Origin of the sequence: Synechococcus sp. 'PEA 65AY6A-5F PE A', from assembly GCF_047462575.1 — a bacterium.
GTDB lineage: Bacteria > Cyanobacteriota > Cyanobacteriia > Thermostichales > Thermostichaceae > Thermostichus.
On record NZ_JAOALE010000002.1, the window covers coordinates 81,991 to 102,816 of the forward strand.

A 20,826-nucleotide genomic window follows, 5' to 3' on the forward strand; every position below is an offset into this window, starting at 1 on the left:
TACAAAACTCAGCCCCACCGTCTCGATGCTGCCCCTCAAGGACAGTCAGGGGATCCGCCCAAGGCCGCCACGATGGTGCAGGTGTTGAGGCGCATCATGGCGACGTAGGTTTCGGCGCCGCTGCCTGCTTCCCCCAAAGAGTCCGAGTACAGTTCCTGTTCGGCTACCTGCACCCCGGCTTCGGCGGCCACCGTCTGGATGAGAGCGGGGTTAAGGGTGGTCTCGGCAAAGACCGCCGGCACCCCCAGGGCGCGGATCTCCTCCACCAACTGGGCCACCGTCTGGGCGCTGGGCTGTTCCTCGGTGCTGATCCCCAGGAGGGATCCCCCCATCTTCAGGCCGTAGGCTTGGGTGTAGTAGGCAAAGGCATCGTGGGTGGTCACCAGAACCCGGTTGGCGGGGGGAATGGTCTGAATCTGTTCCCCGATCCAGGTGTGGAGCTCCTCCAGCTCCGCCCGATAGGCGGCGGCATTGGCCTGGAAAAAAGCGGCTTCGTTGGGGACTTGCTCCGTCAGCTCCTGGGCAATGTGCTCCACCATGAGGATGACGTTTTCCACATTGCCCCACACGTGGGGATCCGGCGTCGGGATCCCGTCTTCATCGGCGACGATGGGCTCAAGGATCTCGGCCAGGGCAACCCGCCGCGCTCCTTGGGCCGTGGCCTCGATAAGACGAATTAACCCCGGCTCCAGGTTGTAGCCGTTGTAAAACACCAGATCCGCTTGCTCCAGGGCCGCGGCATCGGCCGGCGTCGGCTCATAGACGTGGGGATCCACGCCCGGCTGCAGCAGGCTGCTGAGCTGGATGCGATCCTGCCCCACCTGCCCTACCCAATCGGCAATCAAGGTGGTGGTGACCACGACGCGGGGACGCGCCACAGCCAAGCCAGCCAGGGACAGCCAACCCCCGATCACCAGGCCAAATCCCACCGCCAAGCGGCGCCCAGCAAAAAACAAAGCTTTCATTTTCATAATCGTTTCATGATTCATGTACCCCCCTAGGTTACACTGGTCTTGATGAAAATGAAAGGAAAATGAAAAAACCAGCGGTTTCTCTCCCGCTTCGTCCGGCCTCCCTGGTGGTGCGGGATCTGACGGTGCGCTACGGCAAGTTGCTGGCGTTGGAGAGGATCGGCGCCGAGATCCGGCCGGGGCGCATCACGGGCATCCTGGGGCCCAACGGGGCCGGCAAGAGTACATTGCTCAAGGCGCTGTTGGGGTTGGTGCCCAAAGAGGGGGGCGAGGTGCGCTACGGCGGCCAGGTGCTGCGGGGGGAGCAAGTGGCCTATGTGCCGCAGCGGTCGGCCATCGACTGGAGCTTTCCGGCCACGGTGTGGGATGTGGTGCTGATGGGACAGGTAAGAGCTGCCGGCTGGTTGCGCCGCATCGGGCCAGAAGGTCGGGAGCGGGCCGCGCAAGCCCTGGAGCGGGTGGGGATGGGAGCCTATCGGGATCGGCCCATTGGTCGGCTATCAGGGGGACAGCAGCAGCGGGTGTTTTTGGCGCGGGCTCTAGCGCAGGAAGCGGAGATCTACGCCCTGGACGAGCCGCTGGCCGGGATCGACCAGCCCAGCGAGGCCATTGTGTTTCAGGTGTTGCGGGAGCTGGCCGACGCCGGCCATATCGTGATGGTGGTGCACCACGACCTGGGGCAGGCGCTGGCCTACTTTGACGAGGTGCTGCTCCTCAACCGCGTGCTGATTGCCCAGGGATCCCCGCAGCAGGTGTTGCAGCCGCAGGTGTTGCAGCGGGCCTATGGCCGTATCCTGCCCTTGGACTCGGCTGCCTAGGGGGTGAGAGGTGGTATGGAAGGGCTCTGGCACACCCTGGCGGATCCCTTGCGCTTTGCCTTCATGCAGCGGGCCCTGTTGGTGGCCGTGGCCATCGGCATGCTCTGCGCCGTGGTGGGCAGCTATCTGCTGGTGCAAAGCTTGGCCCTGCTGGGAGATGCCCTCAGCCATTCGCTGCTGCCGGGCCTGGCCATTGCCTACATGCTGGGCCTAAACCTTTTTGTCGGCGCCTTCGTGGCGGGGTTGCTGAGCGCTCTGCTCATCCAGTGGATCCGCTCCGCCACTCCCCTCAAGCCCGATGCGGCCATGGGGATCGTCTTTTCTGCTTTCTTTGCTTTGGGGATCCTGTTGATCACCCTGATCCAACGGCGGGCCCGCATCGATCTCAACCACTTCCTCTTCGGCAACCTGCTGGGGGTAAGTGCTGCCGACGTGTTGACGGTGGTGGGCATCACCGCTCTGGTGCTGGGATTGGTGGCCCTCTTTTTTAAAGAGCTGACTTTTTACAGTTTCGATCCCCTGGGAGCCAAGGCAGCCGGCCTGCCCACCGAGGGACTGGGCTGGGGGCTGATGGCGCTCACCTCCCTAACTTTGGTGGCCAGCATGAAGGCGGTGGGGGTGCTGCTGGTGCTGGCCATGCTCATCACGCCGGCAGCAACAGCCTACCTGTTGGTGCCTCGCCTGCAGCAGGTGATGCTGCTGGGATCCCTGTTTGGCGTCAGCGCTAGCTTGCTGGGGATGTACGCCAGCTACTACCTCAACGTCGCTTCTGGCCCGGCTATTGTCCTGGTGGCCTCCACCTGGTTTGGCTTGGCCTTTCTGGCCAAAGTCATCTTCGGCCAAAGCTAAAGGCCGGGGAGAGGGATCCCCGGCCCAGAGCCTATCGGATTAGAAGCGGGAAGAACGGCTATCCCGCCTGCCGCCGCCTGCGCCGGCCTGACGCGGCATGGCCTTGTTAACCCTCAGATCCCGGCCCATCCAGGTGGCGCCATCCAACTCATCGATGGCTTTTTGCTCGTCGGCCTCGTTTTCCAGTTCCACAAAAGCAAAGCCGCGCTTGCGGCCCGTCTCCCGATCCACCGGCAGCTTGATTTGCTTGACGGTGCCGTACTCGGAAAACACAAGCCGTAGGTCTTCTTCACTGGCCTTGAAGGACAGATTGCCCACAAAAATGGTCATAACGTAGCGAACTCCGAACCTTAACCTTTAGCGCTCAGTTCGGAAGCTCACCTGGTTAGACCATTGGCTCAATCCGAACCTGATGCCATCCACATCTTAGTCTCCCCGACGGCATTTGCAAACTACCTGTCCAAGATCTTTCTCCAGGAATGTGCAGAAGCTTTTTTGAACTAGGAAATTAAGGATCCCAACTTTTAGCGGCGCTTGTCCTGTCCCAGGGGTTGGCGTTTGGGAATGCCGGGAGGACGGGGATAGCAAGCTGGTGTAGGGGCGACTTTCTCCAACAGCAGGCAATGCCGCATCCCGTGGCTGTGGGGGGTAGTGAAGGCTTCGACATGGATCAGCTTCCCCCCCAAAAGAGAAAGGGCCCGCTTCAGGGTTTGGGCTTCTGCCTCGGTCCAATGGCCGCGGTAGAGAATGGCGCGTCCCCCCACCTTGAGCAGGGGCAGGCAATACTCGGCGCAGATCTCCGCCGCTGCCACGGCTCTGGCCAAGGCCAGATCGTAGCTGCCGCGTTCCTGCGGGTCTTGCCCCCAGATCTCTGCCCGTTGGGCCACCGCCCGCGCCTGGGCGAGGGAAAGCTGCTGCAAAACTTCTTGCACAAAGGCGATCTTGCGTTGGCTGCTGTCTAGGAGGGTGAAGTGGGCCTGGGGCAGGGCGATCTGGGCCGGGATCCCTGGAAACCCTGCCCCGGTGCCGATGTCGATCCCGCGCCAGGGCTGAGCTTGGATTTCATCCCAGGATCCCAGCAGGCGCAGGCCCCGCAGCGAGTCCCACAGGTGTTTCTCCCAAAAATCGATGGGATCGGTGATGCGGGTGAGGTTTTGGGTGCGGTTTCCGGCCATCACCAGGGAATAGAGCTGTTGCAGTTGCTGCTGCTGCGGCTCAGAAGGCTGCCAGCCCAGATCCACCAGCCAGCTTGACCACAGGGCCTCCAGTTCTGGGGGCTCAGAAGCAGGCGGGTCAGCCTTCTTCATCCCAGGGATCGCAGCCATGGCAATCCCAGTTTTAAGCCGGCGGGGATGGCTTTGTCGGCCCAGCCCTTGAGCTCTTCGGCCAAGCCCTGCAAAGAGCGATCGGCCCCCAGCAGCTCCTGGTTCAGGCAAACCAACTCCTGCAAATCCAGCTCCTGACAGTGGATCCCCTCTTCCACCAGCAGGTTAATCGGCTGTGGCTGGGCCTGGAAGGATTGACGGGAGGCCAACTCCAGCTCCACATCCAGAAGCACCTGCTCCAGTCGCTCCACCTGCTCTTGCATCTGCGCCAGCAGGGCTGCCAACTGTTGGCAGTAGTGGTGAACCCGCTGGGCATAGACCTTGAGCGGCAAGGTCAGCGGCAACAGCGATTCAGAGAACACCTGGATCAGGTGCTGGGCTTCCAGCTCTTCCAGTTGTAGGTCTTGCCAAATGGCCTGATAGAGGCGCAGCGAATGGCGGCAGCTTTCCAGGCGCCGGTAGCAGGGCTGTAACACCGAGGCTCGCAGCTCCTGCAGATAATCCCTCCACAGCTGCCCCACCTCCACGATCCAGTGGGAGCGAAGAAAACTCCACCCCTGAGCCAACAGCCAACTCATCACCAGGCCCGCCAATAACTGGTTTTTTTGTCGTAACAGGAAAGGCGAAAGCTGCTCTCCCCAGATGGCCAGACCCAGCCAGAGCAGGGCGGCCAAAGCCAAGTGGGGCAAGCTGATCATCTCGGCCAAAAGCTGGGCAGAGCAGCGCTGGCGCAGCATCCAGACCATCCCAGCGCCCAAGCTGTAGAGTCCTCCCCCCAACAGCGGGATCACCACCAGCCATAGGGGTTGCCCTCTCCCCAAGTGCAGCAACGACCCACCCTCGCTCAGCGCATCCCAACTGAGCAAGTACAAGGCCAACAAAGCCAAAACCACACCCCACCCTTGCTGCCGCTTGAGACGGCGAGCCAGCAGACGACGGCGACGACGAAGATACGTTTGAAAGGACTCAGCAACAACGGACATAAAACGATGGCACTGCGGATCTTTGCCAGTATCTCCACGGGTCTGGATGGCTTCTTTTTTCGATCATAAGTCTTGCCTTTACCTGGTCATCTGGGTTCCCCGTTGCGATGGTTGCTGGGAATCATTGCCTAGCCAGTGAGCGGTTTTTTAGCGAAAACTCTCTTCCCACCCGATAGGGACTCTCCAGGACAGGCAACTGCAAGCAAGCGCCTCCATCCCTGTTACGATGGAAGAGCCCTTAATGTTTCTTATCCACAGCCGAGTTAGTCGCTAGGCCCGGCTTTCTCATTCTGCACTTGCGAGGTTTTGTGAACTCTTCTACCTCTCCCCTCCCTCCCGGCCTTTTTCCTTCCTCCCTCAAGGTGCAGCGCCAGATGATTGTTATTCTCGATTTTGGATCCCAGTACTCTGAGCTCATTGCCCGGCGTATTCGCGAAACCCACGTCTATTCGGAAATCCTTTCCTACCGCACCACTGCCGAGCAACTGCGGCAACTGCGGCCCCAGGGCATCATCCTCTCCGGCGGCCCCAACTCGGTCTATGAGCCGGGCGCTCCCGCTTGTGACCTGGAGATCTGGAACTTGGGGATCCCCATCCTGGGCGTGTGCTACGGTATGCAGCTTATGGTGCAGCAGTTGGGGGGCAAGGTGGAGCCGGCCCAGAAGGGGGAATACGGCCGTGCCGCCCTGCACATTTTGGATCCCACCGATCTGCTCACCAACCTGCCAGAAAGCAGCATCATGTGGATGAGCCACGGAGACTCGGTGACCGAGTTGCCCCCGGGCTTTCATTCGCTGGCTTACACTGACAACACCCCCTTTGCCGCCATTGCCGATCCGGCGCGCCGTCTCTACGGGGTGCAATTTCACCCAGAGGTGGCCCACTCGGAGGCCGGTGCCTTTCTCATTCGCAATTTTGTCTATCACATCTGCGGCTGCGAGCCCACCTGGACAACGGAAGCTTTTCTGGAGGAGGCCATTCGGGAAGTCCGTGCCCGCGTGGGCGACAAGAGGGTGCTGTTGGCCCTTTCGGGGGGGGTGGACAGCTCTACTTTGGCTTTTCTGCTACACAAGGCCATTGGGGATCAGCTCACCTGCGTGTTCATCGACCAGGGGTTCATGCGCAAAGATGAGCCGCAGCGGCTGCTGCGCCTTTTCCAAGAGCAATTTCACATCCCTGTCCACTACGTGGACGGACAAGAGCGCTTTCTCCGCCAGTTGCAGGGGGTCACCGATCCCGAGGAGAAGCGCAAACGCATCGGGGCAGAGTTTATTCGCGTGTTTGAGGAGGAGTCGCAGCGGCTGGGCCCCTTCGAGTACCTGGCCCAGGGCACCCTTTACCCCGATGTGATCGAGTCGGCCAACACCAATGTGGATCCGGTTACCGGAGAGCGCATTGCCGTCAAGATCAAAAGCCACCACAACGTCGGCGGCTTGCCGGAGAATCTGCGCTTTAAGCTGGTAGAACCTCTGCGCAAGCTCTTCAAAGATGAGGTACGGCAACTGGCCCGTTCGTTGGGCTTGCCGGAAGAAATTGTTGGCCGCCATCCTTTCCCGGGGCCGGGCCTGGCCATCCGCATTGTGGGCGAGGTCACCAAAGAGCGGCTGGAGATCCTGCGCGAGGCCGACATGATTGTCCGCCAGGAGATCAACCGCTCCGGCTACTATCCCAAGCTGTGGCAAGCCTTTGCCGTGTTGCTGCCGGAAGTGCGCTCGGTGGGGGTGATGGGGGATAAGCGCACCTATGCCTGCCCGGTGGTGGTGCGACTGGTCACCAGCGAAGACGGCATGACGGCGGACTGGGCTAGGGTGCCCTACGACCTCTTGGCCACCATCTCCAACCGCATCGTCAACGAGGTGCCGGGCGTCAACCGCGTAGTCTACGACATCACCTCCAAGCCCCCCGGCACCATCGAGTGGGAGTGATGCTGGTCGGGCGGGATCCCTTGCCTCTGGCCTCAAGGCCGGACTGGAGCGATTACCTATGGCCTGCTTCCGGCAGGGAATAGGAAGGGCTTGAGCTGAAAGGCTGAGCGGCTTGCACTTCCATACGGGCCAGGGTTGTGGCCGCGTCGGCCAGTTGTAGGGCTAGGTTGGCACGGCTAATCGGATCCCGGGCATTCCAGAGATCTTGTCCCAGACAAAACACTCGATAGCGAAAAGCTTTGATGGAGTGCGATGGGATCACTTTGACGGTCATGGTTACAACCTTTTTTCCACAGCAATCTGAGCGTTCAGCAGAACCCGCTCCGGCTCGAGGTAAACAAATGTTACCAAAACAACTTCGTTGGCACCCCTAATCGCAACCGGGCAGGTGGCTTTTTGCGGTTCCACCCGTTCATGCCGTACCCCCACAGTGTATTCTCCAATCGGCAGGTCATCAAAGCCGGCGTCGGCGTAGATTAACTCGATGGTTTCTTCGGCAATCAGTTGCCCCTCCCGCTCCAGAAAGGCGACAAAAGGGATCCCGTCGATGGAAGTGAGGGCGTTGTTGGCCTGGTTGCGGATCATCACAAAGATATCGGACATAGCTGGGATGCCCTCTCTCAAGGCTCCCCTCGCGAGGCTGCCGGAACAGGGCCCGACGATTCTAAGCCGCCACCCAGTTCTTAGCCCTGGACGGGCGCCGGGACAAGACAGGCTTCCAACTTTTGCCGCAGCTTGGCCGTATCGAGGTGCTGGCCGATGAGCACCAACTGGTTTTTGGGCTGGCGAGGCCAGGCGTCGCTGCTGAGGGTGTAGCGCCGACCGCTGAGGTGGAAGATATGTCGCTCTGGGCTTTCCTCAAACCACAGGATCCCTTTGGCCCGAAAGACTGCATCGGGCAACTCGTTGAGAAAGTTCTGGAAAGCGTCTAGAGAGAAGGGGCGATCGCTCTCAAAGGCCAGGGAGTTAAAACCATCGACCTCGATGTGGCTGCGGTGCGAGTGGCCGTGATCATGGCCGTGTTCGTGGTCATGCTCATGGTCATGCTCAGCGTCGGGAGCCTCCTCCTGGGGCAGAGAGCTGGACTGAAACAGGTCTGTATCCAGGATCAGCTCTAGGGGCACTGCGCTGTTGACCGTGCGCAAAATGCGGGCATCTTCCTTGATCTCGCGAATGCGTTTTTCCAGGCGCTCGATCTCCGCCGGCTCAACCAGGTCGGTTTTGTTGAGGAGAATGACATCCCCATAGGCAATTTGGCTGTAGGCCACGTCACTGTTGAACAGATCAGGAGCGAAGTTGCTGGCATCCACCAGGGTGATGATCGAATCCAGCCGTGTCAGATCCCGCAGTTCTGGCCCCAAAAAGGTGAGGGCAACCGGCAAGGGATCCGCCAGTCCTGTGGTCTCCACCACCAGGTAGTCGATTTTGTCGGAGCGCTCCATCAGGCGCAGCACACTCTCGACAATGTCGTCGCGGATGGTGCAGCAGATGCAGCCGTTGTTGAGCTCTACGAGGTCTTCTTCGCTGGAGACAATCAGCTCGCCGTCGATGCCAATCTCCCCAAATTCGTTGACCAGCACCGCTGTGCGCATCCCTTTCTGGTTGCGGAGGATGTGGTTGAGCAGAGTGGTTTTCCCGCTCCCCAGAAAGCCAGTGATGATGGTGACAGGCAAGCCTCGCTTGGGCACTTCAATGGTGGTGGTCATGGAGGAACCGCAATCTGCTAAAGAGGACCCTTCCACTTTATCCTCATTGTAATGACGCTCTTTGAAGACTCGCTGACCCAGCGGAGATGTTGAGGCAGCCATCTAGACGCTGTGGTTCCGACCTGAAGAGGGATCCCCGCTGCTTTCGGGGCGTTTGAGGTCGGCCAAATCGTTGAGGCGACGCAGGATCCCCCACCCCTGCAGAGCTTCCAGCAGGGCTTCCCGGACGACAGCCACGGTTTCTTGGTCAAGGGCGAGGCGGAGGTAGTCCACCGCTAGCCGCGTCTGCTCGGCATCCAGGTATGGCATCAAGCTCTGCAGCCGACGCACGCCCAGCAGCCGTCGGTAGGAGTCGGGGGAAGCGATGTCGCTGAGATCTCGCTCCAGTTGGGAACGCTGCCGCTCTTGGCGGCGGCTAAGCCACTCCCAAAACAGCAGCGCCAACAAGGCAAAGGTGGCTAGCCCCTGCAAAATGGCGCCCGTGGCCAGCCAGCGCTGGCTGGATTCTGCCCAGATGGAAACCACGATGTAGGTGCCCAGAGCGGCGCCTGCCCCCCCGACAACAGCAAGCAGCAGGGAGCGATCGGCTTGGCGAAACCAGGCTTGCAACTCCTGCCAGCGGCGGCTGAACTCAGGGCTGCGCGCAGCATACAGCCCCAGCATTGCCCCACTGCCCACAGCTAGAGAAAGAGCTAGCCGCCAGTGCCAAAAAGCCAGCCCCGCCAAGGCCAAGCCCGACAGGGCCAAAACCCGCCATTGCGGCCCCGAGAGTAGCCACAGGGCCACCTGGGATCCCCTCTCCACTGCCCCTTTCTGAACTCGCTGCAGATATTCCCGCCAGGATCCCTGTCCGGAAGAGGGGCGACCCGATCCATCCTTCACCGCTGGCAACTCCCCCAACTTCGTCCCATCTGATCCCTGTCAAGACAGGCCAACGCTCTCTCACTCAATAATTATGCTCTGCCGGCGGAGCTGAGATAGGCTTTCCACCCCTGAGTTTGCAACTGGGCGTTTTTCTCTTGCACCGCTTGCTTGAGGCTTTCCCGGTAGGCCAGCACCCGTTGTTGCAGGGCGGGATCGCCGCTGGCCAAGATCTGCACGGCCAAGAGTCCAGCGTTGTAGCCATTGCCGATGGCTACAGTAGCCACCGGGATCCCCTTGGGCATTTGCACGATCGAATATAGGGAGTCCAGCCCCTGCAGAGATTGGCTGAACACCGGCACCCCGATGACCGGCAGAGGGGTAAGGGAGGCTACCATCCCCGGCAGATGGGCCGCCCCGCCGGCGCCGGCGATAATGACGCGGATCCCTTGGATATGGGCGCGGCGGGCAAAGTCCACCATCGCCTCCGGGGTGCGGTGGGCGCTGAGGATCTGCAGTTGGTAGGGGATCCCAAACTCCTCACACACCTGGGCAGCGGGTGCCAGGGTGGGCAGATCGGAATCGCTGCCCATTAGGATGGCGACGAGAGGGGAGACTTCCATGAGCGGCTGGCCCGTCGTAGCCGATCCATGATCGCATAACCTAGGCCAGTGACAACTGGTGGCGGTTCAGCCAACAGCAAGGTGGCCGCTCCCTCATCCAGGCGGCGCAGGCTGGCAAAGAAGGCGTGGGCCGCCGAGTTGGGATCCGGGCCCAGACATTCTAGGGTAAAGGTGACCTCAGGACAGTGGCGGGAGAGGCTTTCTGCCAGCGCTTCTGGTTTGGCGGCAAAACTGAGAATGCCTAGGTGCGAGTGGCCAGTGGCCAAGCGCCGCAACTGTTGCCAATCCTCAGGCTGAAGCTGGGCAAAGGCAGTGGGCAAAAGCCAGATGGGCTTACCGGGAGCGTAGTGGCTGCTCAGTTGGCCGGGAGCCTCTGGACTCTCCTTGCCGTCTGGGGCAGGGGGAGAGCTTAGGGGCAAATTGAGGTGGGATTCCAAAACTTCCCGCGGGATCCCGCCAGGGCGCAACAGGGTGGGCGTGCCGTCGGGGCTGAGCTTGAGCACTGTCGATTCCAGGCCCACGCTGCACTCTCCCCCGTCCAAAATGTAAGGGATCCGCCCCGCCAACTCGGCATAGACGGCCTGGGCCGAGGTAGGGCTGAGGCGGCCAAAGCGGTTGGCGCTGGGGGCAGCCAAAGGCACCTGAACTGCCCGCAGCAAAGCCTGGGCCACGGGGTGGGCGGGCATCCGCAGCGCCACCGTGGGCAAGCCACTGGTGACGAGATCCGGCACCCGGGATCCCTTGGGCAGCACCAGCGTCAGCGGCCCCGGCCAAAAGGTGTCGACAAGGGATCCCAGGCGAGCGCGAGCGGCGGGAGTAAAAGCCTCCAGATCCACCAGCCAGCCCTGCAGTGTCTCTAGATCCAGCCCAGCCGGCAGATGCAGGATCAGGGGATTGAAACGGGGGCGCTCCTTGGCGGCAAAGATCTCTGCCACCGCCTGTTCGTTGAGGCCGTGGCCCGCCAGGCCGTACACCGTCTCTGTAGGTATGGCCACCAACTGGCCCCGCCGCAGCGCTTCAGCCGCCAAGGCAATGTGCTCAGGGGTGGGGGGGAGGATCTGCGTTTGCATGAGGGGTGGGGGAGCAGTCCCGAATCCATTGTCGGGCCTGGTAGAGGGCAATGTTAATCTGATCCCCAAACAGCAGCGCCAAGGAAGTGAGCCAAACCCACAGCAATAAGACAATAACTGCCCCCACGGCTCCGTAGACTTGGTTGAGCTGGCCGAAGTGCTCCACATAAACCCGCAGCCCCCACGACACCCCAACCCAAAGCAGGCTGGCCACAATCGCTCCTGGCCAAATCGGCATTTGGGGCCGGCGCAAGCTGGGGCCGAATCGGTACAGCACCCAACAGGAGACGACGATCATCCCCAACGAGATAGGCCAGGTGAGCGCTTCCCACAACTTCAGCGCCAGCTCCCGCCAGGGATCCAACTGATCCGGCCCGGCAACCCCCTCCGCTAGGGATTTCGCTTGGGCGGACAAGAAGCGGAAAAAGCTGGCACTGAACAAGAAGATCAAGCTGGCCAAACCGGTTAACCCCAGGGTAGCTAGCATCCAAACCATCGAGATCAGCTTGCGTCTCCAAAAGGGGCGGCGCATCTCCTGGGGGATCTCGTGGCTGAGATCCAAAGCCGTCATCACTGCTCCCAAGGCCCCAGAGGCAGCCCACAGGGTTCCTAAGAAGCTGAGGGAGAGCAAGCCTCGGTTTTCCCCAAAGCGGAGCTCTCGCGCATACCGTTCCAGAAGCACCAGGGCTTCTTGGGGGGCAATCTGCCCCAATTGCTCCATCAGGCGCTGAAAAGCTTGCTCAGAGGAGCCGACAAACAGCCCAATCCCGGTCAAGAGGGTGAGGATAAAGGGAAATAGGGCCAACATCGAGCTGTAGGCCATCTCGGAGGCTAGGCCAAACAGCCGGTAGCGCATCGCGTTTTCCCAGGCCAGCCGTAGTGTACGCCAGGCCAGCTCCCCTTGGCGACTCCACTCTCCCCATGCCCAGCGGATCCCTTGCAACTGCCGGAAGCTCGGCAGCGTCCCCAGCCGCTTCCCTAGCTTCATGGGCCCCTACCCCCTTGAGCCTAGCTCCCAGGATAATTCAAGGCCCTGCGCCTCTTGGCACAGAGAAGGGGTTTTGCCGGTCTCAGGTTCAGGGCTGGCTTCCTTCTTCAACATGGGTGTGCAACACCTTGCCGCGCAGGGTCCTGCCCAGCCAGGGAGTGGCCAGGGATCGCGAGCAAAGGGTGGCTGCCGAGACCGTCCAGGTATGGCCCGGATCGAACAGCACCCAGTCACTTCCGGGAGCTAGGCTGGGCGGCTCCAACCCCAGGCAGCGGGCCGGGTAGAGGCTGAGGGCCGACCAGAGCTGGAGCGCCGTCAGGGATCCCGTCTCTACCAGGTTCTGCCACAGCAGGGGCAGCGCCAGCTCCAGGCCTATGGCCCCAGGAGGGGCTTCGGCAAAGGGCAGGGTTTTCTCCTCGTAGGTGTAGGGGGCGTGGTCGGTGGCAATACCCAGGCTGCCGCTGCGGATGCCGGCGATGAGGGCCTCGCGGTCGCTGCTGCGGGGGAGAGGAGGCAAGAGGCGCAGGTGGGGATCGTAGCCGTGCTCCAAGACGGCTTCCTCCGCCAAGAGCAGGTGCATCCAGGTGGTGCTGGCGCTAACCGGCAGCCCCTCTGCTTGGGCCTGCTGGACAAGCTCCAGGCTGCGGGCTTGGCTGAGGCGCATCACATGCACCGGCGCCGGCGAAGGAACGCTGCGCACTACTTCCAGGAGACGGGCCAAGGCCGCGGTTTCGGCACTGGTTGGGATCCCCTTCAGCCCCAAGCGCAGCGCCCACACCCCCTCGTAGAGGCTGCCCGAGCCAGCCAGGCTGGGATCCCAGGCCCACACCAGCAGCGGCTTATTCCAAGGCCGCAAATACTCCAGCGCCCGCCGCAGTAGGGCCAACGACCGCAGCGGCTCTGATCCTTCAGTCCGGGCCACAAAGCCAATGGCGCCGGCGCGGGCCAGCTCTCCCCAGAGGCTGGGAGCTTCTTCCCGGTCACCCAAGCTCAAAGCAGCCCAGGGCAGCCAGCGGGAATCCCCCGCTCGGCGGCGGTAGCGGCCCACCTGCTCCGGCTCGTCCAGCACCGGGAAAGTTGCCGTTCCGGGCAGGGGGGCAGGGAGAAGACCCACTTGGGTAAACCCCCCTGCCAGAGCTGCTGCCCCCAGAGAGGCGAGGGTTTCGCGGCAGGGGGAGAGCTCTTGATCAGCGATCTCGCCACTGTGGGCGTACAGATCGATCAAGCCCGGCCCCAGCACCCAGCCAGCAGCCTCCAGGCGGGGGATGTCGGCAGGGATCCCCGCCGGCTCGGTGGCCCGGAGGCGGCCCTGCTGCAGCCACACGTCGGTCACCTCATCCCGCTGTTGCCAGGGATCCAACAGGCGCACCCCACGGAGGCAGAGATTGAGCAGGCTCAGGTCGGCAGGGAGGGTGGATCCCATCTTCCACCTCCCTAAAGCGCACCCGCTGTGGTGCAGTCGAAAATCTGGCCGGACAGGTGAGTGGTGAGGTTCAACACCTTGAGAACAGGGGTGCCGTCCTTTCCTTCCGGGTAGTCGATAACGGTAATGCCGCCATTGCCCTGCTTGAAGATCCAAAAGGCGTGGGGGGAAAGGCCGAACAACTGGCAGATGATCGCCTTGTTGATGGCGTCGTGGGCCACCACCACGGCCGTGCCTTCGGGAAATTGGGCGGCGGTGATGGCCAAAATCTCTTCCCAGGCCGAGCGCGTGCGATCCCACACTTGGTACAGATTTTCCCCGTTGGGCATTTGCACCGCGGCCGGATCCCGCTGCCAGCGCTCCAGCTCGCCGGGGTATTCGGCTTCCACCTCGCTCTGGAGCTTGCCCTCCCAGTCGCCGTGGCAGATCTCCTGCAGCTCCGGCATCGGGCGTAGGATCAGGTTGGGGTGGTTGCTGCAGATGGCGTCCGCCGTAGCCCAGGGGCGCTTCAGCGGGCTGGAAAAAGCCAGGTTCAGCGGCTGGTCGGCCAGAAACTCCGCCACCCTAGCTGCCTGCTCCTCGCCAGTGGCGTTGAGAGGAATATCGCGCTGCCCCTGAAAGCGCTGCTCCCGGTTCCATTGCGTCTCGCCGTGCCGCACCAGCAGGATACGCATCCCCTGCTTGCGTTTGGGCAGAGGCTGGCCCAGATGGGCAGTGATATTCAAAGATTCCAGTTGCGGCAGCGCCCCCAGGCCCTGGGGAAAGTTGAGAACGCTGATGGCGCAGTTATCTTGCCCAAGACGGTGGTAGTGAACCGGCCCCAAGCCAATGGCGGTGCTGACCAGGGCGCGGTTAATGCCGCTGTGTCCGACAACGAGAACGGTGAGGGGATGCCTTGGATCGGTTCTCCGATCAGAGGAGGCGGGGGGCACTGACTTCACTTGCTCGGCCAGCAGTTGCCAAAACTCCTGCGCCTGCTGCCAGAGATCCCGCACCGGAAAGCGCCCCTCCAGCTCCAGCTCGTCGGGACGGTGCCGCCATAGGTGGTAATCTTCTGGGTATTTCTCCTTCACCTCGGCAAAGGTCAAGCCCTCCCAAGCTGTCAGGTCGATCTCCCGCAGGTACTCGCTGATAAACAAAGGGATCCCCGCTCGCTCCTTGAGAATGATACGGGCGGTGTCGAGGGCACGGGAGAGAGGGCTGCAGTAGGCATAATCCAAGGGGATCCCGGCCAGAACCTCAGCTACCCGCTGTGCCTGCGCTTCTCCACCGGGGGTGAGGCGAGAGAGATCGGAGCGGCCTTGGATGCGATTTTCGACGTTGAAGGTGCTCTCACCGTGGCGCACGAGCAGGATGCGCAGGGCAGGCTGAGCCATTGTTTGCACGGACTTACTCAAGAACACCTTCTAGAGTATCGCCTAGAGTATCGCTGTTGGGCTGGGCTTGCCCTGCCAGTGGGGTTCTTTCTAGGGGTTGGGTCCCGGATTCTGGCCTCAACAGATCGGGCAGTCAAGTTTTCAATTGGGATGAGCCGCCCAAGCCACTGAGAAAACTCTGCCAGCTCTTCAGGAGCGGGAAGACGCGAACAAAGAGCAAGCCAGCTAGCCCCCCTATATCCCCCCTTGCGGCTGGGGCAGGAACCCTCTGGCTTGGCATAGGCTAGTTCAGGCGGCCACTGCGGCTTTTCCAGTCCAGCTTCTGATCCAGAAGAAACTCCAGATAAGGGAGATAGGCTTCATAGCTGCGCTCCCCAGAGCCGATTAAGTGAGTGGCATTGAGGTTCTCAATTCTGGGGTGGAACTCTTTGATCGGCTTGATCCCACAGGGGCTGCGGTTGAGGGAAGGTACTTTGAAGACGTAGGCCAGAACCAAATCGTCTTCATTGTAGATATTGACTAACTTTCCAGTGATATTTTCTACGTGTAAACTCCAGTTCTTATCGGCTTGTCTTCTAACGGCACCGCTGAGCAAGATAACATCTTTAAGACGTCGATCGGCAGTCTGTGGCCAACCGCGCATGATGTAGTAGGCTACCCTCGCTCCCAAAGAAAACCCCATCAAGGTAATTTGCTTTTCTGGCAGAGCAGAGAGCAGGGGGTAGGCGTAGTCCAGTCCCACTTGCTTGGCCTTGGCTTTGTGAGCTTCCCAATGGGCAAGTAGTCCTACCCCTAGCTTCAGGGCAGATAAAGTCAAGTTTACAGGACTGGAAGCGTCCCACCAGAGGTAGTACAGGGATCCCCGCCATCCGGCACGTCGGAGCGTTTCCCACAACAGTCTTTTTTTCCAAGGTTGGGTTTCACCTTCGCTGAGAAAACCGTTGATGAAAACCAGGGCTTCGTCCCAGCCCCGGGAGGGCTCAATAGGGATCAGATAAGGCTCATGGTGGACAACTTCTTCAACAAGAGTTTCTGTAACCTTCTGGCCAACTTGGAAAGTGGCTTTGCCGGTTTCAGCAAGAATTTCTGCGGCGACACCCCCTGAGAGCTGAGACCAGTATTACCCGAGCCGCATGGCGGTAACCCCCGTGGGATCCAGCACTTTGCCGCGCTCTACCTCGGCATGGATGAGGTAGCGATCGCCACACTCCATCCAACTTTTGACACGGCACTCCAGGTAAGCCAGGGCATCCAAAAGGATCGGGCAGCCATTTTCGGCAGTGGCCGTGGCCAGGCCGGCAAAGCGGTCTTCGCCAGGGCGTTGAGGCCGTTGAAAGTGTCGCTGCAGGCTGCTGCTTTTGCCCTCCCGCAGGATGTTGAGCACAAAGGCCGCTTGCGGATGGGTGAGCAGTTCTGCCTCGCTTTCCCTGCTAACGGAGAGGGTGAGGCCGGGGGGATTGAAGCTGGCCTGGGCCACTGACCAGGTGAGAAAGCCGCGCGGGATCCCATCCTGCAAGGCGGTCACCACACAGAGGGATCCCACCACTCGGCTGAGGGCCTGCGCCAGCCGATCCGCCTGAGTTTCAACACCGCCTTGGCGGGGGGCACGAGCTCGCTTGGCCTTGCGCAGGGCTTGGGCAAATTGGGATCCCGCCTCTTGGCAAGCTTCCAAGATCTCGGCGGTGGGCTTAAACTTGGCGCGGATCGTCTCAAACCCCAAGGTAAAGCCGGCATTGAGCAACTTGCTCTCGATGAGATCCACGGCCTCGCCGCTCCAGCCATAGGAGCCGAAGACCCCGGCCAGCTTGCTGGTGGGAACGGAAGAGAGAATCAGGCCCAGGGCTGTTTGGATCTGGACCGGGGGATGGCCGGCCAGGGTTGGCGAGCCGATGATGAACCCCTGGCAGCGCTCCAAGGCCTGGGCGATCTCTTCAGGGGTGGCCCACTCGCAGTTAATCCGCTCCACCGTAACTCCCGCCCGCTCCAAGCCTTGGGCAATGGCTACCGCCATCAAGCCGGTGTTGCCGTAGGCGGAGGTGTACAGGAGGGCCACCCGCTGCTCCAAGGGATCCTCTTCGCACCAGAGCTGGTAGTCCAAGCGCAGCCGCCGCAGGCTGTGGCGCACGAGGGGCCCGTGGGCAGGAGCGTAGATCTGGGCGGGGAATTCCTCCAGCTTGGCCAGGGCTGCCTTGACCTGGGGCGCTTGGTTGCGGTGGAGACAGTCGAAGTAGTAGCGGCGATCCTCGCTCAGTTGCCGCCAATGTTCATCGAATACCTGCTCGTCGCAGACATGGGCGCCAAAGAGCTTGTCGGTAAAGAGGATCCCGGTGGCCGGATCGTAGGTGCAGAGGGCATCGGGGTGGCGGGGCGTGGGCACCGTGCGCAAGTGCAGCTCATGGCCCTCTCCCAGATCCAGGCGATCCCCATCTCGGATGACCCGCAGGCGAAAGGACTGATTGCTGCCGTAGGGAATGCCAAAATCGGCGGCCTCCTCTTCGTCGCGGCCAGGAGGGGGGGACTCCCTGCCTTCAAAAGCTGCCCGCAGGGTAAGGGATCCTGGCTTAGAGCAGAGCACCACTGCGTAGGGGGCCAGCGGCAGAAGCGCCTTGAGGGTGGCGATGCGGTTGAAGTTGACGTGGCTGAGCAGGATAAAGTCCAGCCGCTGCAGGTATTGGTGCTGGGCCAGCTCCTCCAGAAAGATGTCCGTAAACGACTCCCCCGGCGGATCGATGAGCAGGGTTTGGCGGGCCTGGATGAGGTAGCTGTTGGCCGTGGTGCCCCGCTGCCGGGCATATTCCAGCTCAAACTTGAGGCGATCCCAGGTGCGGGAGCGCAAAACCAGAGTGGACGGGCCAATGACGGCCACTTGAACATCGCGAGTGGGAGTTTTGCTCGCCATAGCAGTCTCCAGGGGGCCTCTGTCCCCACCTTGCCACGAAACTAGGGAAATGGGGACCCCTTTTCCTCTATGGAAAGCTTCGAGAGCTAACGTAGAATTTGTCCATTCCCTGGGAGTGTTTGCGATGGCCCAAGCTTCTGGATCCGCCGGTGCTTCTGCTACGGCCTGGCATAGCCTCCCTCTTCCTGCTGTTATCCAGAAGTTGCAGACCGATCCCGATGCTGGCCTGACTACCCAGCAGGTGATCCAGAGGCAGCGGGAATACGGCCCCAACGAGCTAATCTCCTCTCCTGGACGCAGCGCCTGGCAGCTTTTCCTCGACCAATTCCGCAACGTCATGCTGCTGATGCTGATCGCCGTGGCGGCGATCTCAGCGACTCTGGACTTGCAGGAAGGCGAGTTCCCCAAAGATGCTCTGGCCATTCTGTTGATCGTCGGCCTCAACGGTCTGCTGGGCTACTTACAAGAAAGCCGGGCGGAAAAAGCGCTGGCGGCCCTAAAAAAGCTGGCCTCCCCCAGCGTGCGGGTGCAGCGGGACGGCCTGTGGCAGGAGATCCCCGCCAACCAATTGGTGCCAGGGGATCGCGTGCTCCTGGAAGCCGGGGTGCAGATCCCGGCCGATGGGCGCTTGGCGGAAGCGGTCAACCTGCAGGTGCGGGAGGCGGCCCTGACAGGGGAGGCGGTACCGGTTAGCAAGCAGGCTGACTGTGTCCTCCCCGAAGACACGGAGCTGGGGGAACGGCGCAACATGGCCTTCATGGGCACCGAGGTGTTGCAGGGGCGCGGGATCCTCTTGGTTACCGCCACTGGTATGAACACGGAGCTGGGCAAGGTGGCCGCCCTGCTGCAAACGGTGGAAAACGAGCCCACCCCCCTGCAGCGGCGCATGAGCCAGCTGGGCAACGTGCTGGTGTCGGGATCCCTGGCCTTGGTGGCGCTGGTGGTGATCGTGGGGCTGCTGCAGGCCGGCAGCATGGCGCCTTTCACCTCGCTGCTGGAAATCTCTCTCAGTATGGCCGTAGCCGTGGTGCCGGAGGGGCTGCCGGCCGTGATCACCGTCACCCTGGCCATCGGCACCCAACGCATGGTGCGCCGCAACGCCCTCATCCGCCGCCTGCCGGCTGTAGAGACCCTGGGATCCGTCACCACCATCTGCTCCGACAAAACCGGCACCCTCACCGAGAACAAGATGGTGGTTACCGACATCCTCACGCCGGAGCGCCACTACCAGGTCAGCGGCAGCGGCTACATCCCCAAGGGATCCTTCTACTGCCGTGGCCAGCCCATTGATCCCCAGAGCGCCCCGGATTTGCAGGCCCTTCTCAGGGCGGTGGTCTTCTGCAACGATGCCCTGTTGCAGGCCAGTCTTCCAGCCCAACGGGGCGCTGCCCCCACCTGGTCGATCCTAGGGGATCCCACCGAGGCCGCCCTGCTGGTGGCTGCTGCCAAGGCCAACCTGCAGAAAGCTTCCCTTCAAGAGCAGCACCCGCGCGCGCAGGAGATCCCCTTTAGCTCGGAACGCAAGCGCATGAGCGTGGTGGTGCAGGAGGAGGGCAGCTACCGCGTCTACGTCAAGGGATCCCCGGAGCTGGTGCTGGAGCAGTGCGCCCAGATCCAAAAAGGCGGAACCTGGCAGGAGCTGTCAGAAGCCGAGCGCCAAGCCATTCTGGCTGCCAACAACCGCCTGGCGGCCCAGGGCATCCGGGTTTTGGGGGTGGCCACCCAGCAGTTGCAGCGGATCCCGGAGAACCTGGAGGAGATCGAGCGCAACCTGGTGTGGCTGGGGCTGGTGGGCATGTACGATCCGCCGCGGCCCGAAGCGCGGGAAGCAGTAGCCCGCTGCCGCCAGGCCGGCATCCGCACCCTGATGATTACCGGCGATCACCAATTGACCGCTGTGGCCATTGCCCGCGAGCTGGGCATTCTCGACTCGGAGGGCCAAGCCATTGACGGGCGCACCCTCTCTCGGCTCAGCTTTGAGGAGCTGCTGCAGACGGTGCAAAGGGTCAACGTCTATGCCCGTGTTGCCCCCGAACACAAGCTGCGCATCGTCCAAGCTCTGCAAAAACAAAACCAGTTTGTAGCCATGACCGGGGATGGGGTCAACGACGCCCCTGCCCTGCGCCAGGCAGATATTGGCATTGCCATGGGCATCACCGGCACCGACGTCAGCAAAGAGGCCAGCGACATGGTGCTGCTGGACGACAACTTCGCCACCATCGTGGCGGCCATTGAAGAAGGGCGGGTGGTCTACAGCAACATCCGCCGTTTCGTGAAATACATCCTGGGCAGCAACATCGGCGAGGTGTTGACGGTGGCTGCTGCCCCTATCTTGGGCCTAGAGGACGTGCCACTGACGCCCCTGCAGATCCTGTGGATGAACCTGGTAACCGACGGCCTGCCCGCCCTGGCCTTGGCGATGGAGCCAGCAGAACCAGGGGTGATGCAGCGCCCCCCCTTCAACCCCAAAGAGAGCATCTTTGCCCAAGGGCTCGGTGCCTACATGGTGCGCATCGGTGTGGTCTTTGCCATCTCCACGATCCTGATGATGGCCATCGTGGAAGCCTATATCCCCCACTGGCGCACGATGGTCTTCACCACCCTGTGCATTGCCCAGATGGGCCATGCCCTGGCAGCCCGCTCCAACGACAAGCTGACCCTCGAGATGAACCCCTTTTCCAACCCCTACCTGCTGGGGGCCGTGTTGGCCACTTTGCTGTTGCAGTTGGCCCTGCTCTATGTGCCCTTCCTGCGCAACTTTTTCGGGACAGAAGAGTTGACCCTTCCAGAACTGCTCATTTGCCTGGGCTTTAGCACGGTGGTGATGGTCTGGGTGGATCTGGAAAAACTCTACCGCCGCTGGCGCCAGGGATCCCGCCCAACCCCTTGAGAACAAAAGCGGGGAATCCTGCCCTGCCAAAAACGAGCTCTTCCGATGGGGTAGGGGCACTTTTTCCGCAAATTAGCTGAGCTACCGCGTAAAGACTAAGGAATACTCTGGAAAGAGCT

At 61.6% G+C, this 20,826-nt stretch carries 19 protein-coding genes; 4 read left to right on the plus strand and 15 right to left on the minus strand.

Annotation, left to right across the window (positions count from 1 at the left end; translation table 11 throughout):
- Positions 1-35: 35 nt before the first annotated feature.
- Positions 36-965, minus strand: coding sequence for a metal ABC transporter solute-binding protein, Zn/Mn family (locus GG26_RS01180; protein WP_414388506.1), 930 nt, complete (start codon positions 963-965; stop codon positions 36-38).
- Positions 966-1,033: 68 nt separating this feature from the next.
- Between GG26_RS01180 and GG26_RS01185 the strand changes: the two genes are divergently transcribed.
- Positions 1,034-1,789, plus strand: coding sequence for a metal ABC transporter ATP-binding protein (locus tag GG26_RS01185; RefSeq protein WP_011430511.1), 756 nt, complete (start codon positions 1,034-1,036; stop codon positions 1,787-1,789).
- Positions 1,790-1,804: 15 nt separating this feature from the next.
- On the plus strand, positions 1,805-2,638 hold the full coding sequence (locus tag GG26_RS01190; protein ID WP_011430510.1) for a metal ABC transporter permease: 834 nt from the start codon (positions 1,805-1,807) through the stop codon (positions 2,636-2,638).
- A gap of 39 nt (positions 2,639-2,677) precedes the next feature.
- Here GG26_RS01190 and GG26_RS01195 read toward each other — a convergent pair whose 3' ends face one another.
- The 3 genes from GG26_RS01195 to GG26_RS01205 all read right to left on the minus strand — a co-directional run bounded on the left by GG26_RS01195 (position 2,678) and on the right by GG26_RS01205 (position 4,946).
- Complete coding sequence (locus GG26_RS01195) at positions 2,678-2,968, minus strand: RNA recognition motif domain-containing protein (RefSeq protein WP_011430509.1); 291 nt, start codon at positions 2,966-2,968, stop codon at positions 2,678-2,680.
- 194 nt (positions 2,969-3,162) lie between these two features.
- A complete protein-coding gene (rsmG, locus tag GG26_RS01200; RefSeq protein WP_011430507.1) occupies positions 3,163-3,945 on the minus strand; it encodes a 16S rRNA (guanine(527)-N(7))-methyltransferase RsmG in 783 nt (260 codons plus the stop codon).
- Entirely contained in the window at positions 3,942-4,946 is a 1,005-nt protein-coding gene (locus GG26_RS01205; protein WP_414388509.1) for a hypothetical protein, read from the minus strand. Before GG26_RS01205 ends, rsmG begins: the two co-directional genes overlap by 4 nt.
- A 374-nt stretch (positions 4,947-5,320) precedes the next feature.
- Between GG26_RS01205 and guaA the strand changes: the two genes are divergently transcribed.
- Positions 5,321-6,871 carry a glutamine-hydrolyzing GMP synthase gene (gene guaA / locus GG26_RS01210; protein ID WP_099813400.1) on the plus strand — a complete coding sequence of 517 codons (1,551 nt, stop codon included), beginning with the start codon at positions 5,321-5,323 and terminating at the stop codon, positions 6,869-6,871.
- Positions 6,872-6,923: 52 nt separating this feature from the next.
- Here the strand turns inward: guaA and GG26_RS01215 are convergent, their stop codons facing one another.
- The 11 genes from GG26_RS01215 to GG26_RS01265 form a co-directional block, all read right to left on the minus strand.
- Positions 6,924-7,145 (minus strand): hypothetical protein, encoded by a 222-nt coding sequence (locus tag GG26_RS01215; protein WP_011430503.1) that lies wholly within the window; start codon positions 7,143-7,145, stop codon positions 6,924-6,926.
- Positions 7,146-7,147: 2 nt separating this feature from the next.
- Complete coding sequence (locus GG26_RS01220; protein WP_228375221.1) at positions 7,148-7,474, minus strand: hypothetical protein; 327 nt, start codon at positions 7,472-7,474, stop codon at positions 7,148-7,150.
- An 80-nt stretch (positions 7,475-7,554) separates the two neighbouring features.
- Positions 7,555-8,577, minus strand: coding sequence for a CobW family GTP-binding protein (locus tag GG26_RS01225; protein ID WP_041438383.1), 1,023 nt, complete (start codon positions 8,575-8,577; stop codon positions 7,555-7,557).
- 102 nt (positions 8,578-8,679) lie between these two features.
- On the minus strand, positions 8,680-9,459 hold the full coding sequence (locus tag GG26_RS01230) for a hypothetical protein (RefSeq protein WP_071813555.1): 780 nt from the start codon (positions 9,457-9,459) through the stop codon (positions 8,680-8,682).
- Positions 9,460-9,530: 71 nt separating this feature from the next.
- Positions 9,531-10,061, minus strand: coding sequence for a 5-(carboxyamino)imidazole ribonucleotide mutase (gene purE / locus GG26_RS01235; protein WP_011430499.1), 531 nt, complete (start codon positions 10,059-10,061; stop codon positions 9,531-9,533).
- Entirely contained in the window at positions 10,031-11,131 is a 1,101-nt protein-coding gene (locus tag GG26_RS01240) for an L-threonylcarbamoyladenylate synthase (protein WP_011430498.1), read from the minus strand. Before GG26_RS01240 ends, purE begins: the two co-directional genes overlap by 31 nt.
- Entirely contained in the window at positions 11,100-12,119 is a 1,020-nt protein-coding gene (locus GG26_RS01245; protein WP_049749756.1) for a YihY/virulence factor BrkB family protein, read from the minus strand. The genes GG26_RS01240 and GG26_RS01245 overlap by 32 nt, the downstream gene beginning before the upstream one ends.
- Before the next feature lie 88 nt (positions 12,120-12,207).
- Positions 12,208-13,542 (minus strand): dihydroorotase, encoded by a 1,335-nt coding sequence (locus GG26_RS01250; protein WP_414346845.1) that lies wholly within the window; start codon positions 13,540-13,542, stop codon positions 12,208-12,210.
- A gap of 11 nt (positions 13,543-13,553) precedes the next feature.
- Positions 13,554-14,918: a histidine phosphatase family protein gene (locus GG26_RS01255; RefSeq protein WP_011430495.1), complete on the minus strand. Its 1,365-nt coding sequence runs from the start codon at positions 14,916-14,918 to the stop codon at positions 13,554-13,556.
- A gap of 283 nt (positions 14,919-15,201) precedes the next feature.
- Positions 15,202-15,813, minus strand: a complete 612-nt coding sequence (locus GG26_RS01260) for a DUF726 domain-containing protein (protein ID WP_414388514.1) — start codon at positions 15,811-15,813, stop codon at positions 15,202-15,204.
- A 225-nt stretch (positions 15,814-16,038) separates the two neighbouring features.
- Positions 16,039-17,817, minus strand: coding sequence for a flavin reductase (locus GG26_RS01265; RefSeq protein ID WP_414388517.1), 1,779 nt, complete (start codon positions 17,815-17,817; stop codon positions 16,039-16,041).
- A 124-nt stretch (positions 17,818-17,941) separates the two neighbouring features.
- Here GG26_RS01265 and GG26_RS01270 point away from each other — a divergent pair, with 124 nt between their 5' ends.
- The gene (locus tag GG26_RS01270) at positions 17,942-20,707 is read left to right on the plus strand and encodes a cation-translocating P-type ATPase (RefSeq protein WP_414388520.1); all 2,766 of its coding nucleotides are present in this window, start codon (positions 17,942-17,944) and stop codon (positions 20,705-20,707) included.
- The last annotated feature ends 119 nt before the right edge of the window (positions 20,708-20,826 follow it).

What these genes read in the sequence shown, in the direction of transcription:
- GG26_RS01185 (WP_011430511.1), top strand. Translation starts at nt 1,034, where the DNA reads ATGAAAAAACCAGCGGTTTCTCTCCCGCTTCGTCCGGCCTCCCTGGTG.
- rsmG (WP_011430507.1), bottom strand. Translation starts at nt 3,945, where the DNA reads ATGAAGAAGGCTGACCCGCCTGCTTCTGAGCCCCCAGAACTGGAGGCC.
- GG26_RS01190 (WP_011430510.1), top strand. Translation starts at nt 1,805, where the DNA reads ATGGAAGGGCTCTGGCACACCCTGGCGGATCCCTTGCGCTTTGCCTTC.
- GG26_RS01180 (WP_414388506.1), bottom strand. Translation starts at nt 965, where the DNA reads ATGAAAGCTTTGTTTTTTGCTGGGCGCCGCTTGGCGGTGGGATTTGGC.
- GG26_RS01215 (WP_011430503.1), bottom strand. Translation starts at nt 7,145, where the DNA reads ATGACCGTCAAAGTGATCCCATCGCACTCCATCAAAGCTTTTCGCTAT.
- GG26_RS01245 (WP_049749756.1), bottom strand. Translation starts at nt 12,119, where the DNA reads ATGAAGCTAGGGAAGCGGCTGGGGACGCTGCCGAGCTTCCGGCAGTTG.
- GG26_RS01270 (WP_414388520.1), top strand. Translation starts at nt 17,942, where the DNA reads ATGGCCCAAGCTTCTGGATCCGCCGGTGCTTCTGCTACGGCCTGGCAT.
- GG26_RS01195 (WP_011430509.1), bottom strand. Translation starts at nt 2,968, where the DNA reads ATGACCATTTTTGTGGGCAATCTGTCCTTCAAGGCCAGTGAAGAAGAC.
- GG26_RS01240 (WP_011430498.1), bottom strand. Translation starts at nt 11,131, where the DNA reads ATGCAAACGCAGATCCTCCCCCCCACCCCTGAGCACATTGCCTTGGCG.
- GG26_RS01225 (WP_041438383.1), bottom strand. Translation starts at nt 8,577, where the DNA reads ATGACCACCACCATTGAAGTGCCCAAGCGAGGCTTGCCTGTCACCATC.
- purE (WP_011430499.1), bottom strand. Translation starts at nt 10,061, where the DNA reads ATGGAAGTCTCCCCTCTCGTCGCCATCCTAATGGGCAGCGATTCCGAT.
- guaA (WP_099813400.1), top strand. Translation starts at nt 5,321, where the DNA reads ATGATTGTTATTCTCGATTTTGGATCCCAGTACTCTGAGCTCATTGCC.
- GG26_RS01205 (WP_414388509.1), bottom strand. Translation starts at nt 4,946, where the DNA reads ATGTCCGTTGTTGCTGAGTCCTTTCAAACGTATCTTCGTCGTCGCCGT.
- GG26_RS01265 (WP_414388517.1), bottom strand. Translation starts at nt 17,817, where the DNA reads ATGGCGAGCAAAACTCCCACTCGCGATGTTCAAGTGGCCGTCATTGGC.
- GG26_RS01250 (WP_414346845.1), bottom strand. Translation starts at nt 13,542, where the DNA reads ATGGGATCCACCCTCCCTGCCGACCTGAGCCTGCTCAATCTCTGCCTC.
- GG26_RS01255 (WP_011430495.1), bottom strand. Translation starts at nt 14,918, where the DNA reads ATGGCTCAGCCTGCCCTGCGCATCCTGCTCGTGCGCCACGGTGAGAGC.
- GG26_RS01220 (WP_228375221.1), bottom strand. Translation starts at nt 7,474, where the DNA reads ATGTCCGATATCTTTGTGATGATCCGCAACCAGGCCAACAACGCCCTC.